The organism is Luteimonas sp. A534, assembly GCF_054072805.1.
This window is the reverse complement of sequence record NZ_JBSVRR010000001.1, coordinates 93,556-115,476: the sequence shown is the minus strand read 5'-3', so window position 1 is coordinate 115,476 and position 21,921 is coordinate 93,556. Positions and strand designations below refer to the sequence as shown.

Annotated in this window: 21 protein-coding genes and 1 pseudogene; 17 read left to right on the top strand and 5 right to left on the bottom strand. The window is 71.4% G+C overall.

What is annotated here, in order from left to right:
- Window positions 1-3: 3 nt before the first annotated feature.
- The 3 genes and pseudogenes from ACW5F0_RS00535 to ACW5F0_RS00525 form a co-directional block, all read right to left on the bottom strand.
- Entirely contained in the window at window positions 4-864 is an 861-nt protein-coding gene (locus tag ACW5F0_RS00535) for a sulfurtransferase (protein ID WP_456964097.1), read from the bottom strand.
- Window positions 861-1,681 (bottom strand): annotated as a pseudogene (locus ACW5F0_RS00530) (NUDIX hydrolase). The gene ACW5F0_RS00535 and the pseudogene ACW5F0_RS00530 overlap by 4 nt, the downstream one beginning before the upstream one ends.
- Window positions 1,682-1,811: 130 nt before the next feature.
- On the bottom strand, window positions 1,812-2,522 hold the full coding sequence (locus ACW5F0_RS00525) for an FKBP-type peptidyl-prolyl cis-trans isomerase N-terminal domain-containing protein (protein WP_456964096.1): 711 nt from the start codon (window positions 2,520-2,522) through the stop codon (window positions 1,812-1,814).
- 177 nt (window positions 2,523-2,699) lie between these two features.
- Here ACW5F0_RS00525 and ACW5F0_RS00520 point away from each other — a divergent pair, with 177 nt between their 5' ends.
- From ACW5F0_RS00520 to nth, 3 genes are read left to right on the top strand one after another with little or no spacing between them, the layout of a single operon-like run.
- Window positions 2,700-3,479: an enoyl-CoA hydratase-related protein gene (locus tag ACW5F0_RS00520; protein ID WP_456964095.1), complete on the top strand. Its 780-nt coding sequence runs from the start codon at window positions 2,700-2,702 to the stop codon at window positions 3,477-3,479.
- Window positions 3,480-3,487: 8 nt separating this feature from the next.
- Window positions 3,488-3,928 carry a hypothetical protein gene (locus ACW5F0_RS00515; protein ID WP_456998802.1) on the top strand — a complete coding sequence of 147 codons (441 nt, stop codon included), beginning with the start codon at window positions 3,488-3,490 and terminating at the stop codon, window positions 3,926-3,928.
- Window positions 3,929-3,957: 29 nt separating this feature from the next.
- Window positions 3,958-4,599 carry an endonuclease III gene (gene nth / locus ACW5F0_RS00510; protein WP_456999152.1) on the top strand — a complete coding sequence of 214 codons (642 nt, stop codon included), beginning with the start codon at window positions 3,958-3,960 and terminating at the stop codon, window positions 4,597-4,599.
- 22 nt (window positions 4,600-4,621) lie between these two features.
- Here nth and ACW5F0_RS00505 read toward each other — a convergent pair whose 3' ends face one another.
- Window positions 4,622-5,311: a TonB family protein gene (locus ACW5F0_RS00505; RefSeq protein ID WP_456998801.1), complete on the bottom strand. Its 690-nt coding sequence runs from the start codon at window positions 5,309-5,311 to the stop codon at window positions 4,622-4,624.
- A gap of 133 nt (window positions 5,312-5,444) precedes the next feature.
- Complete coding sequence (locus ACW5F0_RS00500) at window positions 5,445-6,296, bottom strand: 2OG-Fe(II) oxygenase (protein WP_456998800.1); 852 nt, start codon at window positions 6,294-6,296, stop codon at window positions 5,445-5,447.
- A gap of 262 nt (window positions 6,297-6,558) precedes the next feature.
- On the opposite strand from ACW5F0_RS00500, the gene ACW5F0_RS00495 reads away from it, so the two are divergent.
- The 14 genes from ACW5F0_RS00495 to gspN all read left to right on the top strand — a co-directional run bounded on the left by ACW5F0_RS00495 (window position 6,559) and on the right by gspN (window position 21,900).
- Entirely contained in the window at window positions 6,559-8,022 is a 1,464-nt protein-coding gene (locus ACW5F0_RS00495) for a hypothetical protein (protein WP_456964091.1), read from the top strand.
- Between the two features lie 92 nt (window positions 8,023-8,114).
- A complete protein-coding gene (locus tag ACW5F0_RS00490) occupies window positions 8,115-10,817 on the top strand; it encodes a TonB-dependent receptor domain-containing protein (RefSeq protein ID WP_456998799.1) in 2,703 nt (900 codons plus the stop codon).
- 181 nt (window positions 10,818-10,998) lie between these two features.
- Entirely contained in the window at window positions 10,999-11,814 is an 816-nt protein-coding gene (locus ACW5F0_RS00485; protein WP_456998798.1) for a type II secretion system protein N, read from the top strand.
- Window positions 11,811-13,919 (top strand): type II secretion system secretin GspD, encoded by a 2,109-nt coding sequence (gspD, locus tag ACW5F0_RS00480; RefSeq protein WP_456998797.1) that lies wholly within the window; start codon window positions 11,811-11,813, stop codon window positions 13,917-13,919. The genes ACW5F0_RS00485 and gspD overlap by 4 nt, the downstream gene beginning before the upstream one ends.
- Entirely contained in the window at window positions 13,916-15,466 is a 1,551-nt protein-coding gene (gene gspE, locus ACW5F0_RS00475) for a type II secretion system ATPase GspE (RefSeq protein WP_456964087.1), read from the top strand. Before gspD ends, gspE begins: the two co-directional genes overlap by 4 nt.
- Window positions 15,453-16,658, top strand: coding sequence for a type II secretion system inner membrane protein GspF (gspF, locus tag ACW5F0_RS00470; RefSeq protein WP_456964086.1), 1,206 nt, complete (start codon window positions 15,453-15,455; stop codon window positions 16,656-16,658). Before gspE ends, gspF begins: the two co-directional genes overlap by 14 nt.
- Before the next feature lie 54 nt (window positions 16,659-16,712).
- Window positions 16,713-17,171 (top strand): type II secretion system major pseudopilin GspG, encoded by a 459-nt coding sequence (gene gspG, locus ACW5F0_RS00465; protein ID WP_456965229.1) that lies wholly within the window; start codon window positions 16,713-16,715, stop codon window positions 17,169-17,171.
- A gap of 8 nt (window positions 17,172-17,179) precedes the next feature.
- Window positions 17,180-17,632, top strand: a complete 453-nt coding sequence (locus ACW5F0_RS00460) for a GspH/FimT family pseudopilin (RefSeq protein WP_456998796.1) — start codon at window positions 17,180-17,182, stop codon at window positions 17,630-17,632.
- Entirely contained in the window at window positions 17,616-18,020 is a 405-nt protein-coding gene (gspI, locus tag ACW5F0_RS00455; RefSeq protein ID WP_456964084.1) for a type II secretion system minor pseudopilin GspI, read from the top strand. The genes ACW5F0_RS00460 and gspI overlap by 17 nt, the downstream gene beginning before the upstream one ends.
- Window positions 18,017-18,628, top strand: coding sequence for a type II secretion system minor pseudopilin GspJ (gene gspJ, locus ACW5F0_RS00450; protein ID WP_456964083.1), 612 nt, complete (start codon window positions 18,017-18,019; stop codon window positions 18,626-18,628). Before gspI ends, gspJ begins: the two co-directional genes overlap by 4 nt.
- On the top strand, window positions 18,625-19,629 hold the full coding sequence (gspK, locus tag ACW5F0_RS00445; protein ID WP_456964082.1) for a type II secretion system minor pseudopilin GspK: 1,005 nt from the start codon (window positions 18,625-18,627) through the stop codon (window positions 19,627-19,629). Before gspJ ends, gspK begins: the two co-directional genes overlap by 4 nt.
- On the top strand, window positions 19,626-20,717 hold the full coding sequence (gspL, locus tag ACW5F0_RS00440; protein ID WP_456998795.1) for a type II secretion system protein GspL: 1,092 nt from the start codon (window positions 19,626-19,628) through the stop codon (window positions 20,715-20,717). The genes gspK and gspL overlap by 4 nt, the downstream gene beginning before the upstream one ends.
- Window positions 20,714-21,205, top strand: a complete 492-nt coding sequence (gene gspM / locus ACW5F0_RS00435; protein WP_456998794.1) for a type II secretion system protein GspM — start codon at window positions 20,714-20,716, stop codon at window positions 21,203-21,205. Before gspL ends, gspM begins: the two co-directional genes overlap by 4 nt.
- A complete protein-coding gene (gene gspN, locus ACW5F0_RS00430) occupies window positions 21,202-21,900 on the top strand; it encodes a type II secretion system protein N (protein ID WP_456998793.1) in 699 nt (232 codons plus the stop codon). Before gspM ends, gspN begins: the two co-directional genes overlap by 4 nt.
- Window positions 21,901-21,921: the final 21 nt, after the last annotated feature.

Sequence of the window (21,921 nt, the reverse complement as noted above, 5' to 3'; positions counted from 1 at the left end):
GGCTCAGCCGGGACCGGTGGCCACCGGGCGCGCCGGATCCTCGATCCAGCCGCTCCACGAGCCGGTGTAAAGCCCGGCGCCTTCGAGCCCGGCGTGCGCCATCGCCAGCAGGTGGTGGCAGGCGGTCACGCCCGAGCCGCACATGGCGACCGCGTCGGATGGGGAGCGCGCGTCCAGCACCCCCGCGAATTCGTGCGCCAGCGCCTCGCGCGACTTGAAGCGGCCATCGGCGATATTGAGCGCGTATGGGCGCGACACCGCACCCGGCACATGGCCCGCGCGCGCATCGATCGGCTCGACATCGCCGATGAAGCGTTCGCGCCCGCGTGCGTCGAGCAGCAGGCCGCCGGCGTCAAGATGCGCCTGCACGCGTGCGCCGTCGTATAGCCGCGCGTGGTCGAATGCCACCGGATACGGTGCGGCCGGCTCCGCCACGGGGACGTCCACCTCGACGGGCAAGCCCTGTTCGCGCCAGCCGTCGAAGCCACCGTCCAGCACCGCCACCCTTGCGTGCCCGGCCAGCCGCAGCAGGCACCAGGCCCGTGCCGCGAAGGCGCCATCGGCTGCGTCGTAGGCGACGACCTGGTGTGCCGGAGTGATGCCGCGCGTGCCGAGCACGCGTCCGAAGTCCAAGGCGTCCGGCCACGGATGGCGCCCGGCGCCGGGCACGTGCGTGCCCGACAGCTCGCGGTCGAGATGCACGTAGTGCGCGCCGGGCACATGGCCGGCACGCCAGGCAGCTTCGCCGGCGGACGGATCTGCGAGCGAGAAGCGCGCGTCGAGCACCACCAGCAAGGGGTCGCCCAGGCGCGCGGCAAGGTCGGAGGGCGGGACCAGGGTGGTCCAGTCGGGGAATGTGTTCACGGCAGGCCTCCGGCGGCCAGCAGGCGCTGGCGCAGGTTGTAGAGGATCGAGGCGGTCGCACCCCAGACGCGCTGCCCGGGAGCGGCCTCATGGCGACGGTACTCGAACACCTCGCGGTCGCGGCCCTGGTAGCGCACCGCGATCCGCTCCAGGTTCTCCGGCGCCATCAGCCAGCGCAGCGGCAGGCTGAAGACCTCGGCCACTTCGCCGGCCCGTGGCCGCGGTACGAATCCCGACGGGACCCGCGCAACCACCGGCAGCACCTGGAAGCCCGTGATCGTGGCCAGCGGATCGAGGTAGCCGAGCACATGCGCATCGACCGGGCGCAGGCCGATCTCCTCTTCCGCTTCGCGCAGGGCCGCGGCCAGCGGGCCGGCATCCCCCGGATCCACGCGTCCACCCGGAAAGCTCACCTGTCCGCCGTGGTGGCGCAGCCCGTCGTCGCGGCGGGTCAGGATGACGCGGGTTTCGCGAAGGCCGACCAGCGGCACCAGCACCGCGGCATCGGCCAGCGCGGCGCGTCCTGGCAGCAGGTCGCGCAGCTCGTCCAGGTTCCAGGCCGGACCAGCGGGCACGGCGTTGAGCGGTTCCAGCGCGGCTTGCAGCGCAGCGTCGGCAGGCCGGGGGACCATCAGCCGCGACGGGCCTCGCGCGCGGGGAGTTCCGAATCCATCATCGCCTCGCGCTGGGCATCGTCCATCGCCAGCCAGCCGGCGATTTCGTCGCCGGTGCGCAGGCAGCCGTCGCAGAGGCCGTCGTCGTTGATCGTGCACACGCCGATGCAGGGACTCTGCACGGCGCGGAAATCGGTGCTCATCGCATCCACCGGATGATTGCGGGGGCTTGAAACGCGAACGCGCCGGCACTTGGCCGGCGCGTCCGTGGAGCAGTCGCGTGCGCGGCGGTGGCCGCGCGGTGGTGCAAGGGGCGCCGGCGGCGCCCCGGGGTCACTTGACGCTGACCAGCTTGACGTCGAACACCACGGCCTGGTTGGCCATGCGGCCGGCGCGGATGTCCGTGCCATAGGCCTTGTTGCCCGGCAGCACGACTTCCCAGCGCGAGCCGGCCGGCATCTGCAGCAGCGCCTCACGCAGGCCTTCCAGCGGGATCTGGCTGACCTTCAGCTCGATCGGACCCGGGGTCTGGCCCTGCGGCACCTGGTTGGTGTCGATCAGCACGGTGCCGTCGGGCAGCGAGCCCTTGTAGCTCAGCGCGACATCGCTGGCCTGGGTCGGCTTGGCGCCGTTGCCGACTTCGATCACGCGGTACTGCACGCCGCTGGGCAGGGTCTGCACGCCCGACTTGGCGCGGTTCTGCGCAAGGTAGGTGTCGCTGGCCGCCTTGTTGGCGTCGGAGACGCGCTTGAACTCGGCCTCCATCTTGGCCTGCTGGCGCTTCTGCATGTTCTCGACGGCGGTGCGCAGGTCGTCCACGGCGACCGTGGGCTCCTTCTTGCCGTAGGCGTCCTGCAGGGCCTTGACGACCGTGTTGACGTCGATGGCTTCACCGCGCTCGGTCAGCTCCGCAAGCTCCGCGCCGGTGTTGTAGCCGATCGCGTAGCTGAGCTTCCCTTTCTCGGAAGTGGTGTCCTGGGCGGCGGCGGTACCGGCGACCAGGGTGGTGGCCGCAAGGGCGGCGGCGAGCAGGCGCAACTTCATTCGTGGGACTCTCCGGAATTGCAGATTGGGTGGGTCCAAGACGCGGCGGGGCGGTCTGGCCGCCCCGTCTGGACACGTTAGGATACTGGCCCCAGCGCTTAACCGCCACTGACACCGCAGCATCCGACCCCGCCCGGCACGGGAAGTTCCCGCCCCGGGCCCGACCACGGGAATCCCATGTCCGAACTCGTCCTGACCACCGACCGCGGGGCCGTCCGCGTCCTCGCCGTAAACCGCCCCGACAAGCTGAATGCGCTCAACCGGGCCACGCTTGAAGCCCTGCACGCCGCCTTCGACGCCGCCGCGGCCGACGACGCGGTGCGTGCGCTGGTCCTCACCGGCAGCGGCAACAAGGCCTTCGTCGCCGGTGCCGACATCGCCGAGATGTCGGAACTGAGCGCGGTCCAGGCCCGGGACTTCTCCCTGGTCGGCCAGCGCCTGATGCGCCGCATGGAGCGCATGCCCAAGCCGGTGGTGGCGATGGTCAACGGCTTCGCCCTGGGCGGTGGCCTGGAGCTGGCGATGTGCTGCCACCTGCGCATCGCCGCCGACACCGCGAAGCTGGGCCTGCCCGAAGTCACCCTGGGCCTGCTGCCGGGCTTCGGCGGCAGCCAGCGCCTGCTGCGCCTGGTCGGCCGTGCCTTCGCACTGGAGCTGACGCTCACCGGTGCGCCGGTGGACGCCGCGCGTGCGCTTGCGCTTGGCCTCGTCAATCGCGTGGTGCCCGCCGACGGACTGGAGGCGGAGACCATGGCCCTGGCCACGAAGCTCGCCGGCAACGCGCCGCTGGCGATGCGCGGGATCCTCGATGCCATCCACGTCGGCGGCGAGTGCGCGATCGACGACGGCCTCGAGTACGAAAGCGCGCAGTTCGGCCTCGCGTTCTCCACGCAGGATGCGCGCGAAGGCATGAGCGCCTTCCTCGAACGCCGCAAGCCGGCGTTCAACAACCGCTGAGCCGGGGCATGGTGGTGGACCATCCACGCAGCGGGCCCGGTCTTTCGGCCGCCAATGCCGCGTTGGCGCCGGACGCGGCACAGGCGCAGCGCATCCTCGCGCTGCTCCGCGGCGACGACGTCGATGCGGCGATCGCGGCCGGCCTCGCCGGCTTCGTGCCCCTGGGCGAGCTCGACGACCTCTCCAACGGCGCGCTGGTCGCGGCGCGTGATCGCCTGCTCGCGGCCTGGGCTGCGCGCGAACGCCACCGCGCGCGCGCGATGCGCCTGGAGCGGATCGCGGACGAGCGCAGGCGGGCACGATTGCCTTCGCCCGGCCCGGTCGCGGTCGACGAGGGAGTGACCACGGACGTTGCCGCTCCGACCCGAGCACCCAGCCCGTCCCTGCCTCCCGCGGCGGCCGCCGCACTCGCCCGCGCGAAGGCTCGGGCATCGGGGCGCGAATCGTGAGCGTCGTGCGTGAACGCCGCGGCCGGGTCATGCCCAATGCACACGTGCGCGAGATGTTCGCGCGCCTCTCGGAGCTCAACCCGAAGCCGACCACCGAACTCGAGTATTCGTCGCCCTACGAATTGCTGGTGGCGGTAACGCTGTCGGCGCAATCCACCGACGTGGGCGTCAACAAGGCCACGCGGCGCCTGTTCCCGGTGGCCAACACGCCGGCCGCCATCGCCGCGCTGGGCGAGGACGGACTGAAGCGCTACATCAGCACCATCGGCCTCTACAACGCCAAGGCCGCCAACGTGGTGGCGATGGCCAAGCTGCTGCTCGAGCGGCATGGCGGCGAGGTGCCGCGCACGCGCGCGGAGCTGGAGGCGCTGCCGGGCGTGGGGCGCAAGACCGCCAACGTAGTGCTCAACACCGCGTTCGGCGAGCCGACCATGGCGGTGGATACGCACATCTTCCGCGTCTCCAACCGCACCGGCCTGGCACAGGGCAAGGACGTGCGCGCGGTGGAGGACCGGCTGCTGAAGCGGGTGCCGGCGGACTACCTGCACGACGCCCACCACTGGCTGATCCTGCACGGCCGCTACGTCTGCAAGGCACGGCGGCCGGAGTGCGGGCCCTGCGTGATCCGCGACCTGTGCACGTATCCGGACAAGACGCCGCCCGCCGCCTGAAACGGCGGACGGTTCGCGGGGCTCAGCGCGCCGCGGTGTACGTCACCGTGACGTTGGGATCCAGCGGCAGCACGGTCTTGCTGGAGAAGCGCAGCGCGTCCGGGCCGGTCCAGCTGCAGGCCGCGGTGTCGGACGTCGGGCCGAGGTAGCACACCGGCCACAGCAGGGTCGACGGCACCGCCTTTCCGGCGACGTGCTCCGGCGAGAAGCGCCACTGCCGCGATGCGTCCGCGGCGGCCGCCGCCATCGCACGCGAGACCGATCCGGTGGCGGCGTGGACGTCGGATGCACGCACCGCGCCATCGGCGCCGACTTCGAGCCGCAATACCACCATGCCCTCGTGGCCGGCCAGCTGGTCGCGCATCGGATAGTCGGGCGGAGTCATGGCCGCCAAGGCCGGACCGGTCGTGGCCGAGACGACGTCATAGGCGCCTCCGGCCGTCTCGTCGACCACCACGCGCAGGTAGGTGCTGGCGATGCCGTCGTCGGGCGTGCCGGAGTTGAACACCCAGCCGCGGATTTCCGACGCCAGGGCATCGCCGGCGGCGCCCGGGGCAGAGCCGTATGGCGACAGGCCCGCGATCTGGCCATCGGCACCGAGTTCGATGGCGAAGGTGTAGACCTGCTGCGTGGACGCCGGCGCGACGTCCGACGCCACGGCCGCGAACGGCAGTGCCAGGAAGAGGAAAACGGGAAGGGCGATCCGCTGCATGGTGGTGCTCCGCGCGCTGGCGCATAGAGGTGATGCACCGATCACACTACGCCCGCAGATGTCGTGGGTTACACCTCCATGACAAAGACCTTCGGTATTGACCAACGGTATCAATGTGCCGACAAGCGGTCGATCAGGCGTACCTCGCAACCCGCAGCCACTTGGTGGCCACCCACTTCTCACCCTCGCCCACGGGCGCGCCACCGTGCAGGCTCCCGGTCATGGGATGCGGCCGGTCGTAGGCGAAGAACACGGCATTGCCCTTCACCGCCGCGACCTCGAAGCGCGCATCCGGGAACGTCGTCGCGCCGCCCCGGACCGGCGTGTTGAGGTACATCACGATCGAGGCCACGCGCTGGCCACCGCGCGACAGCGCGACATGCGCACCGGGCCGGTCGGGATCGAAATAGTCGTAGTGCGGCTTGTACTGGGCACCGGGACCGTAACGCAGCAACTGAAGTCCTTCGCCGTTCTCGAGCGGCCAGTCGACCAGCGCCGCCAGGCGGCGCTCGATCCGTGCACACAGCGCGTTCTCGCCGCGGCGGAAGAACGTGCCTTCGCTGCTGCGCGCCTCGTGCGCCTCGTCGGCGCCGGTATCGGGATTGAACACCGCCGAAGGCCGGAGGCGCTCCCGCCCCATCGCCACCAGCGCATCGCACTCGTCGTCCGACAGCACGCTGCCGAACACGACCACGCGCGGGTGCAGCATGTTCGCCAGCACCACGACCTCGCGGTCACCGGCGTCGATCACCGAAGGCCCGTTCATCACCAGGGGTGACGGCACCTTCTCGGGCGGCGGCAGGCCATGGTCACGCGCATGCGCTGCGAGGTGCGCGCGCATCGCATCTTCCAGCGCCGCCACGGCCCCGTCCTCCGACCAGCCGCGACCGACCATGGCCCCGACCACGTCTTCGGGCGACGCGCCCGCCTGCACCTGTCCGAGCAACCACTGCAACGTGGCGTCATCGATACCGGACTTGTCCATGCACGCACCTTCGAACCCTGTGTGTCAGTGCGCCAGCAAGCCCCGCGGACATGACAGATGGATGACAGGCGTCGCGCGGATGTCATCGACCCGCCATGAGCGACGGAACGCACAGCCGTAGCACGGCTGCAAGAAAGCTGTCACCGACGGTCCCTATCGTCAGCGTCGATTCATACGGAACGCAGCGGAGCCGCCCAGCCAGGCGCCCAAGGCCGCGGTTCCTTTGCTGCGTCCGCAGTCCATTCCTCCGGAGACCAACCAGATGTCCATGCGCCACAGTTCCAAGGCCCTTCTCATGACGTTCGGTGCCGTGCTCGCGCTCAGCGCCTGTGGCGGTGGCGCCGATCGCGTCGCATCGCCCGGCGAAGGCGCGTTCCCGCCTCCGCCGACCACTCCGCCCCCGCCGCCGCCGACTACGCCTCCTCCTCCGCCGCCGGGTGGCGAGGCCGCCGCGGATTGCCCCGACGGCTTCTCCAACATCGGCACCATCGCCGATGGCAGCCTCCGCGCCTGCCGCCTGCCCGAGCAGATCGTTGGCAACTTCGTGATTCCCGCCCGCAGCGGCACCGCGTACGCGATCAGCGGCCGCGTCGAGGTCGGCGACGACCGCGGCGGCGACGCCAACACGCCGATCGCCGGCGCCCAGCAGGGCATCCTCACCATCGAGCCCGGCGTGACGCTGTACGGCTCCGCCGGTGCCGACCTGCTGGTCGTCAACCGCGGCTCGCAGATCTATGCCGAGGGCACCGCCACCAGCCCGATCACGCTCACCGCCCGCGCCGACCTGGAAGGCCAGACCGGCGCCGATTCGATCGGCCTGTGGGGTGGCCTGGTGCTGCTCGGCCGCGCGCCGATCAACGCCTGCCCGGGTGAGACCGTGTCCGGCACCCCCGAGTGCCAGGAGCAGATCGAGGGCACCGACGGCTTCTACGGCGGCAACGCCCCGCGCGACAACTCCGGCATCGTGAAGTACCTGCGCGTGAAGCACTCCGGTTTCGAAGTCACGCCCAACAACGAACTCAACGGCATCACCCTGGGCGGCGTCGGCGACGGCACGCTGTTCGAATACGTGCAGGTGCACAACAGCTCCGACGACGGCATCGAGTGGTTCGGCGGCACGGCCAACGGCCGCTACATCGTGGTCACCGGCGCCGACGACGACAGCCTCGACACCGACACCGGCTGGAACGGTTCGCTGCAGTTCGGCATCGTGGTCCAGCGCGCTGGCGGCGGCGACCGCATGAACGAGTGGTCCAGCATCCGCCGCGAGCCCTGGTCGAACCCGAAGGTCGCGAACTTCACCTTCGTCGGCCGTGCCGGTGGCGGCGCCGCCATCACCCTCAACCAGGGCACGCAGGGCGAGTTCTACAACACGGTCGTCACCCGTCCCACCGGCGGTACCGGCGCAGGCGCCCAGTGCCTGAGCATCTCGGATGAAAACACCACCGGCACCTTCGGCTCGGTGCATTTCTCCTGCCCCACGGCCTTCGCCGACGCGCGCGCCGAAGCCGCGTTCAACGCCGGCACCGGCAACGTGGTCGGCGAGTCGACGTTGACCGGCCTCTTCGTCAACGGTGCGAACGAGACCGCGGTGGCCGCGTTCCAGGGCCTGCAGTCGGTCGACAGCTTCTTCCAGCAGGTCGACTACATCGGCGGCGTGCGCAACGCCTCCGACACCTGGTGGCAGGGCTGGACCTGCGGCCTGAGCGCCGACACCCCCTGCTGACCGGCTGGCGCTCCAGACCGGGGGCGGCCCACGTGGCCGCCCCCGCCTTGCATGAAGCACAGCCCCGCACCCGCACAGCCCAAGGTCAAACAATGAAGCGCATTCCGACACGCAGCGGCCTGGCCGTCGCGATCACCACCCTCCTCGCCTGCCAGGGCGCGTGGGCCCAGCAGCCCGATTCCCCGGGCGGCCAGGCCGCGATCCCGTCCCAGGCCACGATCGTGCACGCCACCGTCGCCCAGTCGGCACCCGCGGCCGCCGCGGCATCGCCGGCCGGCGACGACCAGCCAGCGCAGCTCGATGCGGTCGAAGTGCGTGGCGAACACATCCCCGAACCCATGCTGCAGACCGCCCAGGTCGCATCGTTCATCAGCCGCGAGGACTTCGAACGCACGGGGGATTCCGATGCGGCGTCCGCGCTGCAGCGCGTCTCGGGCGTCAGCATCGTGGGCGACAGGTTCGTCTACGTGCGCGGCCTGGGCGAACGCTACTCATCGGCGCTGCTCAACGGCTCGCCGCTGCCCAGTCCCGAGCCCATGCAGCGCGTGGTGCCACTGGACCTGTTCCCCGCGGAAGTCCTGCAAGGCATGACCGTGCAGAAGACCTATTCCGCGAAGTACCCCGGCGAGTTCGGCGGCGGCATCGTCGACCTGGAGTCGCTCACCATCCCCGACGAGCCCTTCTTCAAGATCACCCTCGGCGGTGGCGCCAACAGCGTCACCACCGGCGAGAAGGGCCTGACCTACTACGGCTCCGAGGACGACTGGTCCGGCTACGACGACGGCACCCGCAAGATGCCGCGCGAGCTCCGCGACGCCATCGCCACCGGCAAGCGCGTGGACCTGGGCAACTTCGGCCGCGAGGAGATCCGCAGGATCGGACGCAGCTTCCAGAACGCCAACCTCAACCTGCTGCAGGAAAACGACAGCATCGACCCGGACAGCAACGTCAGCTTCAGCGCCGGTTACTCCGCCGACATGGGCGACGACGCCCGCATTGGCTTCGTCGCGGTGGCCGGCTTCGAGAACGAGTGGCGCACCCGCCATGGCGACCAGGAGCAGGGCTTCTTCGTCGGCGACGTGCTCGAGTACGACTCCGACTACGAGTTCCTGTCCACCCAGAACAACGCCCGCACCAACGCCCTGCTCGGCGTGGGCTACGAATGGGGCCGCAACAGCATCGGCCTGACCACGCTGTACGTGCACGACACCATCAAGGAAGCGCGCAGCCGCTCGGGCCTCGACAACCTCGCCGGCTTCGAGGTGCGCGACGACTACACCGAGTGGTTCGAGCGCGAGATGATCAACCACCAGCTCCGCGGCTCGCACGCGTTCGGCGAGTACGACGACCTGAAGGTGGAATGGCGGGCCGCATGGGCCCGGGCCACGCGCGACGTGCCCTACGAGAAGGGCATCCGCTACGAGAACGTCGACGGCTACTGGGCCCACGACGCCTCGCGCGTGCAGAACTACACCCGCTTCAGCGCGGTCGAGGACGAGGTTGCCAGCGGCGGCGTGGACCTCACCTGGCGCCTGCCGGTCGAACGCGACATGACCCTGAGCGCCGGTGCGTCCTACATGGACAACGACCGCAGCGCATGGTCGCGCGAGTTCAAGTTCCTCGCGCTCGACGGCCCCCTGCCCCACTACAACCGCTACCAGCGCCCGGACTACCTGTTCTCGGACTACAACCTGAGCCAGGACCTGCTGACGCTGCGCGAGACCACCGGCGGCTTCGGTGCGGCCGCCTACGACGCCACGCTCAAGGTGCTGGGGGTGTACGCCGAGGTCGAGACCGAGCTCACGTCCAACCTGCGCGGCACCTTCGGTCTCCGCTACGAGGACGCCACCCAGGCCGTCCACCCCCATGACATCTTCACCGGCGCCCGCCAGGCCAGCCCGGAGCCGCTGCGCAATGACTACATCCTGCCGGCACTGACCCTGACCTGGAACGTGGGCGAGAACCGGCAGCTGCGCTTCGGCGCGTCGCAGACCATCGCCCGTCCGCAGTTCCGCGAGATGGCGCCGCAGCAGTACACCGACCCCGACAGCGACCGCCTGTTCTCCGGCAACCCGTACCTGGTCGACAGCGAGCTGACCAACCTCGACGCGCGCTACGAGTGGTTCTTCGGCTCCGGCGAGTACTTCACCGCCGGCCTGTTCTACAAGATGATCGACAAACCGATCGAGTCGAACGTCAACTTCGCCGGCGGCACCACCTTCCAGAGCTACCTCAACGCGCCCGAGGCCACGGTCCATGGCGCGGAGCTCGAGTTCAAGAAGTACTTCGACGCCGGCATCGCCGCCGACTGGTGGACCGGAAACCGGCTCTACCTCGCCACCAACTACACCTGGACCGAGTCCGAAGTGAATGCCGGCGCCGGCGACACGGTGCAGCCCTACGGCTTCGCCACGCCCGTCGAGGCCCGCCTGTTCGTGCGCGACGGCAGCCGGATGCAGGGCCAGTCGGACCACATCGCCAACCTGCAGTTCGGCGTCGAGAACGAAGACAAGGGCCTGCAGGCCACGCTCATCACCAACTACGTCAGCGAGCGCGTCTCGGCCCGCGGCCGTCCCGGCCAGCCCGACTACATGGAAGAGCCGGGCGTGACGATGGACTTCGTGCTGCGCAAGACGATGACGTTCGGCGAACGCCCGGTGACCTTCGGATTCGCGGCCCGCAACATCCTGGAGACCGAATTCCACGAGTACCAGGAACGCGCCGGCCAGAAGGTGCACGTGCACCGCTACGACCCCGGCGTGTCGTACTCGGTGAGCATCTCCACCGAGTTCTGATCGAAGGGGACATCGGACCCGGAAGGCCGCCGCATCCCGGCGGCCTTCTGCTTTCCACCGGGGCGGATGACGACGGCAGGCGCGCTTCGCGACGGAAATGTGTCAGTTGAAACACGGGTGTCACGAAACATTCGCATCCTGTCGCAACGGCGAAACACCCCGCGCCACGACACCACTGCCCGTGCCTGCATTCCCGATCATTCGCGCCCCCCGTGCTGCGCTTGCCAGGCTTGGCGGCGCCGATGGGCTGCGCGGTGCCGTGGAGGTCTGCATCGTCGTCCTGCTGGCCGTCCAGATCGCGCGCCTGGCCTGGCTGCTGTTGCCGCCGGCCCCGCTGGGCACGCTGCCGGCGACGGCGGCGGCTCTCGCCCCCCCGCGCCCCGACCGTCTTCTGGTCGACGCCTTCTATCCTTCCAGCGGCCCCGCTCCCGCGGGCGCGGACGTTTCGGGCCTGCGCCTGTTCGCGGTGCGTCCCGCACAGGCCGGCGGCAGCGCGATCCTCGCCAGCCGCGAGGGTCAGCAGCGCGCACACGCGGTCGGCAGCGAAGTCGCACCCGGCCTGCGCCTGGCCGAGGTCCATGCCGACCACGTCGTCCTGGATGCCAACGGCCGCCGCAGCGAACTGCGCTTCGCCTCCATGGAAGGGCGCGCTCCGTCGCGGCCTGCGGCATCGCCGCGCACGGCCACAGCCACAGCCACGGAGGCAGGCGAATCCGCCATCGATCCGGCGCAACTGCTTGCACAGGCCGGCCTCAGCCCGGTTGAAACCGGCGGCCGCGTCACCGGCTACACCGTCATCCCGCGTGGCGACGGCGCCGTGCTGCGCCGGGCCGGGCTCCAGGCCGGCGACGTGCTGCTCTCGGTCAACGGCCAGGAGCTCACGCCGGAACGCTACGCCGCGCTGGCGGACGACCTCGCCGGCGCACCCGCCATCACCCTCACCTACCTGCGCGACGGCCAGACCCGCAGCGCGACCCTGCAGGCCAAGACTCCGTGAGACAGCGACTCATCGCCGCCGCCCTCGTCCTCGCGCTGGTCGCCCAGCCGATTCCCTACGCCCACGCCCAGGCGGCGGCCGGCAGCAGCGTCACCGCGCAGGACGCCGACATCCGCGCCTTCATCCAGGACGTGGCACGCGCGACCGGTACCACCTTCATCATCGACCCCGCCGTGCAGGGCAGCGTCAGCATCACGCGCGACGTCGCGATGGACGAGGCCGAGCTGCTCGGCGTCCTGCTCGCGGTATTGCGCGCGAACGGCCTGGTCGCGGTCAGCGCCGGTCCGGGTGCCTACCGCGTGGTGCCCGACACCAGCGCCGCGCAGCTGCCCGGCGGCGGCCGCGGCGGCTCCGCGTTCACCACCCAGGTGCTGCCGCTGGCGACGGTGGACGCGCGCATCGCCGCCGAAACGCTCAAACCCCTCATCGGCCGCGGCGGCGTGGTGGTGCCGACGCCGCAGGGCAACGCGCTGCTGATCGCCGACTACGCCGACAACATCCGCCGCATCCGCGGCCTGGTGGCGCAGATCGACAGCGACACCGCGGGCATCGACACCGTGACCCTGCGCAACACCTCGGCGCGCGAGATCGCCGGCACCGTCAACCAGCTGTTCGGCGGCGGCGCGGACGGCCGCGGCGGGCAGCTGTCGATCCTGCCGGTGGAGGGCAGCAACTCGATCGTGGTGCGCGGCGCGCCGCAGGCCGTGCAGCGCGTGGTGCAGACCATCCTTGAACTCGACCGTCGCGCCGAGCGCACCGATGGCGTGCGCGTGATCCGCCTGCAGCACGCCAGCGCCGAGCAACTGCTGCCGGTGCTGCAGCAGCTGGTGGGGCAGACGCCCGAAGGCAGCGACGCCTCCGGCACGGTAGCCGCGAGCACCGTGAACCCGGAGGCGGACACTGCCCAAGTGATCACTGCCGTCCCCGGCAAGCGCCCGACGATCGTGCGCTATCCCGGTTCCAACGCGCTGATCATCAACGCCGATCCGGAAACGCAGCGCCTGCTGGCCGACGTCATCACCCAGCTCGACACCCGCCGCGAGCAGGTGCTGGTGGAGGCGATCGTGGTCGAGATCTCGGACAACGCCGCACGGCGCCTCGGCACGCAACTGCTCATCGCCGGCAAGGAGGGCAGCAACGTGCCCTTCCTCGCCACCCAGTACCCCAACAGCCGTCCGGGCATCATGCCTCTGGCAGGCGGCTACTACGCGCAGCGCGAGCGCGATGCCGGCGACGACGACAGCGTGCTCGACCTCGCGCGCAACGCCGCGGTGCAGTCGCTGCTGGGCCTCAACGGCGCGCTTGGCGGCATCGTCGGCAGCAACGACAACGCCACCTTCGGCCTGATCATCGATGCAGTGAAGAGCGACACCGCATCGAACCTGCTGTCGACGCCATCGATCCTCACCCTCGACAACGAAGAGGCGCGGATCCTGGTCGGCCAGGAAGTCCCGACCACCACCGGCGAGGTGCTGGGCGACAGCAACAGCAATCCCTTCCGCACCATCCAGCGCCAGGACGTCGGCATCCAGCTCGAGGTCACGCCGCAGATCAACGCCGGTGGCGGCATCACGCTCACCCTGCGCCAGGAAGTGTCGTCGATCGCCGGCCCCGTCAGCGATGACTTCGCGGAGCTGGTGCTCAACAAGCGCGAGCTCGAAACCCGCGTACTGGTGGACGACGGCGCGATCGTTGCGCTCGGGGGCCTGCTGGACCAGAGCGACCGCAACACCGTCGACAAGGTGCCGCTGCTGGGCGACATCCCGATCGTCGGCAACCTGTTCCGCCACAAGTCGCGCTCCAGGGACAAGACCAACCTGATGATCTTCATCCGGCCGACCATCGTGCGCAGCGCCGCCGATGCGCAGGCCATGACCGCGCCGCGCTGGGACCACATCCGCCGCAGTCAGGCGCCGGTGGCCGGCGAGCAGGAGGCGGCACTGGACCAGCTGGTGCGCGAGTACCTGCGCACGACACCACCGGTGATGCCCGTCGCTCCGTCGGCCACGGGTTCACCGGGGGCCGCCGCGCAATCCGCACCGATATCCACGATTCCGCCGGCCGCCCCGGCGGAAGCCCCTGCCACGGCCGACGACGCACGGTGAGCGAGCCCCTGCCTGCCTTTGCTTACGGCTTCGCCAAGCACCAGGGCGTGTTGCTGCTGGCGCTGGGCGAACGCGCGCGCGTGGGCCTGCGCGAAGACGCCGACCCGGCCGCGCTGCTGGAAGCGCGGCGCAGCCTGGGGGTGGAGCTCGACGTAGAAGTCCTGCCGCGCAGCGTCTTCGACCGCCGCCTGTCCGAGCTCTACGCGGATGCCGCGATGGCCGGCGGCGCTGGCGAACTCGAACTTCCAGGTGACCTCGACGCGCTTGCGGGCGACATCCCCGCCACCGCCGACCTGCTCGACGCCCAGGACGACGCGCCGGTCATCCGCCTCATCAACGGCCTGATCGCCGAAGCCGCGCGCATCGGCGCCTCCGACGTCCACATCGAACCCTTCGAATCCGGCCTGGTCGTGCGCATGCGCGTGGACGGCGTGATGCGCGAGGCGCTGCGCCTGCCCGGACGCATCGCGCCGCTGCTGGTGTCGCGCGTGAAGGTGATGGCGCGCCTGGACATCGCCGAGAAGCGCCTGCCGCAGGACGGCCGCATCGGCCTGGCCATGGGCAGCAAGGCGCTGGACGTGCGCGTGTCCACCCTGCCCGCGCGCGGAGGCGAGCGCGTGGTGATGCGCATCCTCGACAAGGACCAGGGCACGCTCACGCTGGAGGGCCTCGGCATGCAACCGCACGTGCTCGAAGCGCTCCAGCGCGCGCTGCGGCAGCCCAACGGCATCGTGCTGGTGACCGGCCCCACCGGCGCCGGCAAGACCACCACCCTGTATTCGGCGCTGGCCTCGCTCAACGACGGCCGCCGCAACATCCTCACCGTCGAGGACCCGGTGGAGTACGCCATCGACGGCGTCGGCCAGACCCAGGTCAACGCGCGCGTGGGCATGAGCTTCGCCACCGGGCTGCGGGCGATCCTGCGGCAGGATCCGGACGTGGTGATGGTCGGCGAGGTGCGCGATCCGGAAACCGCGCAGATCGCGGTGCAGGCAAGCCTGACCGGCCACCTGGTGCTGTCGACCGTGCACACCAACGACGCGCCTGGCGCGGTGACGCGGCTGCGCGACATGGGCATCGAACCCTTCCTGCTGGCGTCGAGCCTGCGGCTGGTGCTTGCGCAGCGTCTGCTGCGCCGCCTGTGCGCCGCGTGCCGCGAACCCGTCGCCGGGGAGACCCGCGCATCCGCGCTGCGACTGCTCGGGGCCGGCTCCCGAGTGGATGCCGGCGCCTGTGCCGACACCCACGCCAATAGCGACACCGAGGTCGACCCCCAAGCCACGCTCTACCGCGCCGCCGGCTGCGCGCTGTGCAGCCACACCGGCTACGCCGGCCGCCTGGGCATCCACGAAGCGCTGGAAATCGACGAACGCATGCGCCAGCTGATCGGCGCCAATGCCGACGAGGACGCGCTGGCCGCCGCGGCCTTCGCCGGCGGCCAGCGCCTGGGTGATGCCGCCCGTGCGGCCGTGCTGCGCGGCGAGACCACGCTCGAGGAAGCCATGCGCGTCACCCGCCAGGAGCTGCAGGACCATGGCCGCGTTTGAGTATTCCGCACTCGACGTGCAGGGGCGCAGCCGCGACGGCGTGATCGACGCCGGCAACGCCGCGGAGGCGCGGCGTCTGCTCGAAGCCCGCAAGCTGCTGCCCGTGCGCGTGGAGCCGGCCACCGTGCGCGCCGGGCAGGCCTCGCGCGGGGGCGGCCGCTTCCGCGCCAAGGACCTGGCCCTGCTCACGCGTCAGCTCGCGACGCTGGTGGCGGTGGCGCCGCTGGAGGAGGCGATGCGCACCATCGGCAGCCAGTCCGAGCGCCCGGCCGTACGGCGCGTGTTGATGGCCACCCACGCCCGCGTGGTCGAGGGCTTCCGCCTGTCCGACGCCATGGCGCGCGAACCCCGCGCGTTCCCGCCGCTGTACCGGGCAATGGTCGCCGCCGGCGAGGGCACCGGGGCGCTTCCCGCCATCCTCGAACGCCTGGCCGACCTTAACGAGCGCGAGCAGCAGGTGCGCGGCAAGCTGGTCTCGGCGCTCGTGTACCCGGCGGCGCTGGCGGTGACCGCGGTGCTGGTGGTGATCGCGCTGATGGTCTTCGTGGTGCCGAAGGTGGTCGAGCAGTTCGAGTCCATGGGCCGCGAGCTGCCGCTGCTGACCCGGATCGTGATCGGCATCTCCGAGCTGCTCTCCACGTGGTGGCTGCCGATGGCCGTGCTGCTGGCCACCGCCGCGATCACGGCGACGCGGCTGCTCCGACGCCCCGCCCTGCGCCGCCGCTTCGACGCCGCCCTGCTGCGCCTGCCTCTGCTCGGACGCATCCTGCGCGACGTCCACGCCGCACGCATGGCACGCACGCTCGCCACGATGTCCGATAGCGGCCTGCCGCTGATCGAAGGCCTGGCGATCACCGCGCGCACGGTCGGCAACACGGTGCTGCGCGAAGCCACCGAGGCGATGGTCGAGGTCATCCGCGAGGGCGGCAGCCTGTCGGGCGCGATGAAGCGCGCCGCGGTGTTCCCGCCAACCCTGCTCTATATGGCCACCAGCGGCGAGGACAGCGGCCGCCTGGCGCCGATGCTCGACCGCGCGGCCGACTACCTGGAACGCGAGTTCAACACCTTCACCACGGCGGCGATGAGCCTGCTCGAACCCCTGATCATCATCGTGCTCGGCGCGGCGGTGGCGGTGATCGTGCTCGCCATCCTGCTGCCGATCCTGCAATTCAACGCCCTCGTGGCCGGCTGACCGGAGGCCTCCATGCACCACCGCACCATCCACACATCCACCTCACGCCCCCGCATGCAGGGATCCGTAGCGGGCCGCAACGGCACGCGCGGGCGATCCGCCGGCTTCACGCTCGTCGAGTTGATGGTCGCGATCGTGATCATCGGCCTGCTGTCGACAGTGGTGATGATCAACGTCATGCCCAGCCAGGACCGCGCCATGGCCGAGAAGGCCCGCGCCGACATCTCGGTGCTGGAGCAAGCGCTGGAAACCTATCGCCTCGACAACATGGCCTACCCGACCGCGACGCAGGGCCTGGGCGCCCTGCTCGATGCGCCTTCCGGCCTTGCGCGCCCCGAGCGCTACCGCAAGGGCGGCTATATCCGCCGCCTGCCCGAGGATCCCTGGGGCAACGCCTATCAGTACCGCCAGCCGGGCCGCAGCGGCGGCTTCGACGTGTTCTCCCTGGGCGCGGACGGCACCGAAGGTGGTGACGGCGACGGCGACGGCGCCGACATCGGCAACTGGCGCTGACAGCGGCCATGCGGCGCGCGCGCGGATTCACCCTGGTCGAGCTGATGGTGGCGCTGGCCGTCATCGGGCTGGCTGGTGCCGCCGTGGCGCTGACCCTGCCGCCCGCCGACGACGTGCTGGCCAAGGAGACGGAGACCTTTGCGGCGCGCCTCGCCCACGCGCGCGACGAGGCCATCCTCGGCATGCGCACGATTGAAGTCGACGTGACATCGGTTGGCTATGCGTTTTCGCGGCGTCGCTTCGGGGGCTGGCAGCCGCTGGAAGGTCGCGCCTTCGCTCCCGTCGACTGGGCACCGGGCACCAGGCCGAAGCTTCCGGGTGGCGACGCGCGCATCGCGATCCGCTTCGATCCGACCGGCGCCACGGAGCCGCGCAGCCTCGCGCTGCTGCGCGAGGGCCAGCGCATGCGCGTGTCGGTCGACGGCGGCGGCGAGGTGACTATCGATGGCATCGCGCGCTGACACAGCGGCCGTCCGCCGGCCACGCGACGCGGACGCGGGCTTCTCCCTGATCGAAACGCTGGTCGCGCTGGCGGTGTTCGCGCTGGCCGTGCTTGGCCTGCTCAACCTCGCTGGCGAAAGCACGCGCACCGCGGTCGCGATCGAGGAGCGGGTGCTGGCGGCCGTGGTCGCCGACAACGTGGCCGTGGACGCGGCGACGCTCGACGTCCGCGCGCTGGCCGACGAAGCGAGCGGCACCGAGGACGCCGGCGGCATCACTTGGCGCTGGACGCGCCGCACCACGCCCACGGCCGATCCGTCGCTGCTGCGCGTGGACATCCGCGTGTCGCCACCTGGCGAGGAACGCGTGGCTGCCGACGTCGCGCTGTTCCGGAGCCTGCCGCGATGAGCACCCCGCATCCACGGCGCAACGCCCGCGGCTTCACCCTGCTGGAAGTGATGGCTTCGCTGGCCATCTTTGGCCTGATCGCCGCCGCAGGCGTTGCCGTGATGGCCTATACCGCCGACAGCCAGGCGGTGCTGCGTGAACGCATGGCGCGGCTAGGCGAGTTCCAGCGCACCCGCGCCCTGCTGCGCGCCGACCTGTCGCAGGCCGCCGTGCGGCTGGTGCGGCGCAGCGACGGCAGCAGCACCCGCGACGCCTTCACCGGTGGCCGGCCGGATGTCTCCGGGCCGCTGTTCGCCTTCGTCCGCCGCGGCCGTGAGAACCCCGGCGGCGAAGCCCGCGCGTCGCTCGAGTACGTCGAGTACCGCATCGTCGACGGGCGCCTGGAACGCAGCGCGCGCGCCGCCGTCGATGGCGCGGCACCGCCGCCGGCGCGTGTGCTGATCGATGGCATCGGCCTTGCGCGCGTCGCCTACCTGTCCGGCGACACCTGGAACGACGGCTGGCACGGCGGCGCCACCTCGTTGCCGGCGGCGGTCGAACTCGAGCTCGACCTCGACGGCATCGGCACCGTGCGCCAGCGCTTCCTGCTCCCGGGAGTCGAGCGGTGAACCGCCCGCGCATCGGCGCCGGGAATCGCCCGAAGACCGAACGCGGCGCGGCCCTGCTCACCGTGCTGCTGCTGGTCGCGGTGATGACGGTGCTGCTGGTCGTGGTGCTCGACGACATCCGCTTCGGCCTGCGCCGCACCGGCAATGCCCAAGCGCTGGCGCAGGCGCAGTGGTACGCCCTGGGCAGCGAGGAGCTGGCGCGCGCGCGCATCCACCAGCTCGATGGCAACGATGGCCGCACCACGCTCCAGGGTGGCTGGAACGGCAAGCCGTTCGTGTTCCCCATCGACGGCGGCGCGATGCGCGTGCGCATCGACGACGCCACCGCGTGCTTCAACCTCAACAGCGTGGTCGAGGGCGCCGTTGGGCAATGGTCGCGGCGCGAGGCCGGCGCGGGCCAGTACCGCGCTCTGCTGCGTGCGCTGGACTTCACCCCGGCGCAGGCAGCGACCATGGCCGACGCCCTGGTGGACTGGATGGACAGCGACCAGGTGCCCGGGCCGGCCGGCGCCGAAGACGCGGCCTATGCGACGCGCGGCCCCGGTTACCGCACCTCCGGCGCACTGCTCGCGGAAACCAGCGAACTGCGCGCCATCGCCGGCCACGACGCCGCGCGCTATGCGCGCCTGCGCCCGCACGTCTGCGCGCAGCCGGACAACGCGCTGTCGCCGGTGAACATCAACACCCTCGAGGAAGACGACGCGGTGATCCTCGCCATGCTCAGCGACAACGTGCTCGACCGCGACGCCGCGCGTCGGATCATCGCCTCGCGGCCGGCCGCTGGCTGGCTCGACGTCACCGAATTCGCGGCGCAGCCGGCCGTCGTGGCCGCGATCCTGCCCGATCACGCGCTGCAACAGCTCCGGCTGCGCACGCGCTATTTCAACCTGCGCACCGAGGTCGAGTACGACGGTGCCGAGGTGCTGCTCAGCGCGCTGCTCGACAGCGACCCCTACGGCCCCGTGCGCCTGGTGGCGAGACGATGGACACACGACGAATGACCAACCGCATCCTGTTCCTGCCCACCGACCCCGCCGCCGAGGCCATCTGCCTGGACGTGGACGACTTCGGCCAGGTGCTGTCGCGCTCCACACTGCAGCCTGATGCGCCTGCGCGCATGCCACCCGCTGCGCGCACCGTGATGGTCGTGCCCGGCGGCGCCATTCGCATCGACCGCCTGGAATTGCGGGCCCACAGCCCTGCGCAGGCGCAGGCCGCGGCGCGCGCCCTGCTTGCCACACGGCTGGCGATGCCCGGCGAGCCGCATGTCGTGCTGGATGCTGACGCCACCGCGACCGTCCGCACAGTCGCGGCGGTGGAGCCCGGCCTGCTGCGCGCATGGGTGGCGCAGGCGGCGACCTTGGGACTGCATCCCGACGCCGCGGTGCCGGAGCAGCTGCTGCTGCCGGAGCCGGCCGACGCCGGAACCGTGCACCTGCTCGTCGCCGCGGACCGCTGGCTGGCACGCGGCGACGGCCTGGCGTTCAGCGCCCCGTCCACGCTGGCCGCACAGGTGCTCGGGGACCGCCCGCTCGCACGCATCGAGGGCGACATCGAGAGCTTGGCAGGACGCGCGCTGCGTCCGGAACTCGACTTGTTGCAGGGGGTCTTCACCCCGGCCGCGGCGCGCGCGAAGCCGGCCAACCGGCGGCGCCTGGCGTGGCTTGCCGCAGCGTTGCTGGCCTCGCCGCTGGTGCTGGTCGCAGCCCAGGCCCTGCGCCTGGAGCTTGCCGCGCGCGCGCTCGAATCCCGTGCGGCAACCGTCGTGCGCGGGGTCCTGCCGGCCGCCGGCGATGGCGCCCCGGATGCCCTCCGCTTGCAGCTGCAGGCCGCGCGCGAACCCCGCCTGTTCGCGGCCGCCAGCGGCGCGCTGTTTTCCGCCGTGGCGGCCCGCGCCGGCAGCCACCTCGCCGGGCTCGACTACCAGCGCGGCGACCGGCTGCGCGCGGTGCTGTTCCATCCCGGCCGCGAAGACATCGAAGCCATTCGCGGCGCGCTCGCCACGGACGGCTGGCAGCTGGTGGAAGGCGGCAGCAGCGCAGTGCCCGGCGGCCTGCACACCGGTCTGGTAGTGGAGCCCGCGCCATGACCATGAACACTCGTATCCAAGCCTGGTGGCGCCGCCGCGAACCGCGCGAACACGCAATGCTCGCCGCGATGGCCGTGCTGCTCGCCGCCTTCGCCTGGTGGTACGGCCTGCTGTGGCCGCTGCGTGCGATGCGCGATGGCGCCCAGGCGCATCACCACCGCGCGGTCGTGGCCCTGCAGGCCGCACAGGCCGACGTCGCGGCGCTTGCCACGGCCGGCGCCACGCTGCCGGACGCGGCGACCGGTGATGCCCTGCAGCGCGTGATCCTGGACAGCCTGCGCGATGCCGGCCTCGCCCCCAGCCGCCAGCGCACCGCCGCCGACGGGGCGTTCCTGCTCGAGTTCGAGCGCGTGGCGTCGCCCGCGCTGTTCGGCTGGCTCGGCCGCCTGGCCGACGAAGACGGCCTCGCACCCGCGTCCCTGCGCGTCGAGCGCGCCGACGGCCGGCTGCGGGTCGAAGTCGGCTTCGGCGGCGGAGCGGCGCCATGAGCCCTCGGCGCCTGGCCTGGTGGTTCTCGGGGAGTCTCGTACTGGGCCTGCTCCTGTCGCTCCCCCTGCAGCTCGTGCTGCCCCGGCTGTCCCTGCCGTCCGGACTCTCGGCCATCCGCGTCGAGGGCAGCCTCTGGCGCGGAACCCTGCGCCAGGCGCAGTGGCGCGGCGCCGCACTGGGCGACCTGCGCATGGGGCTCTCGCCGCTGCCACTTCTTGCAGGCCGACAGAAGCTCTGGCTGCACGGTCCGGATGCAAGGCTGGCGCTGCAGGGCGGCCGCGCCAGCGGCATCGGCGATGCCCACGGCGTGGTGCCGCTGCCGCCGCTGGCGGGCCTGGCGCTGCGCGCGTCGCTGGACGGCGCACGCATGCTGTTCGACGGCGATGGCTGCAGCAGCGCCGGCGGCCGCGTGCGGATCGAGGTCAGCCTGCCCGGCGACGCACTGCCACCGGTGATCCTCGCCGGCACGCCCGCCTGCGACGGCCGCAGCGGAACGCTCGCGCTGCTCTCCGAAGACACCGGCGGGCCGCTGGTGCTGGAAGCCACTTTCACCTTGGACGCCGACGGCAGCTACGGGCTGCAGACCCTGGCCCGCAGCGACGACCCCGGTATCCGCGCAGTGCTGCTCGCCGCCGGCTTCCAGGCCGCCCCCGGCGGGCTCAGCCGCGTCGACGCGGGCCGGCTCGAAGGCTGAACGTCGAAGCGGGGCCCCGGA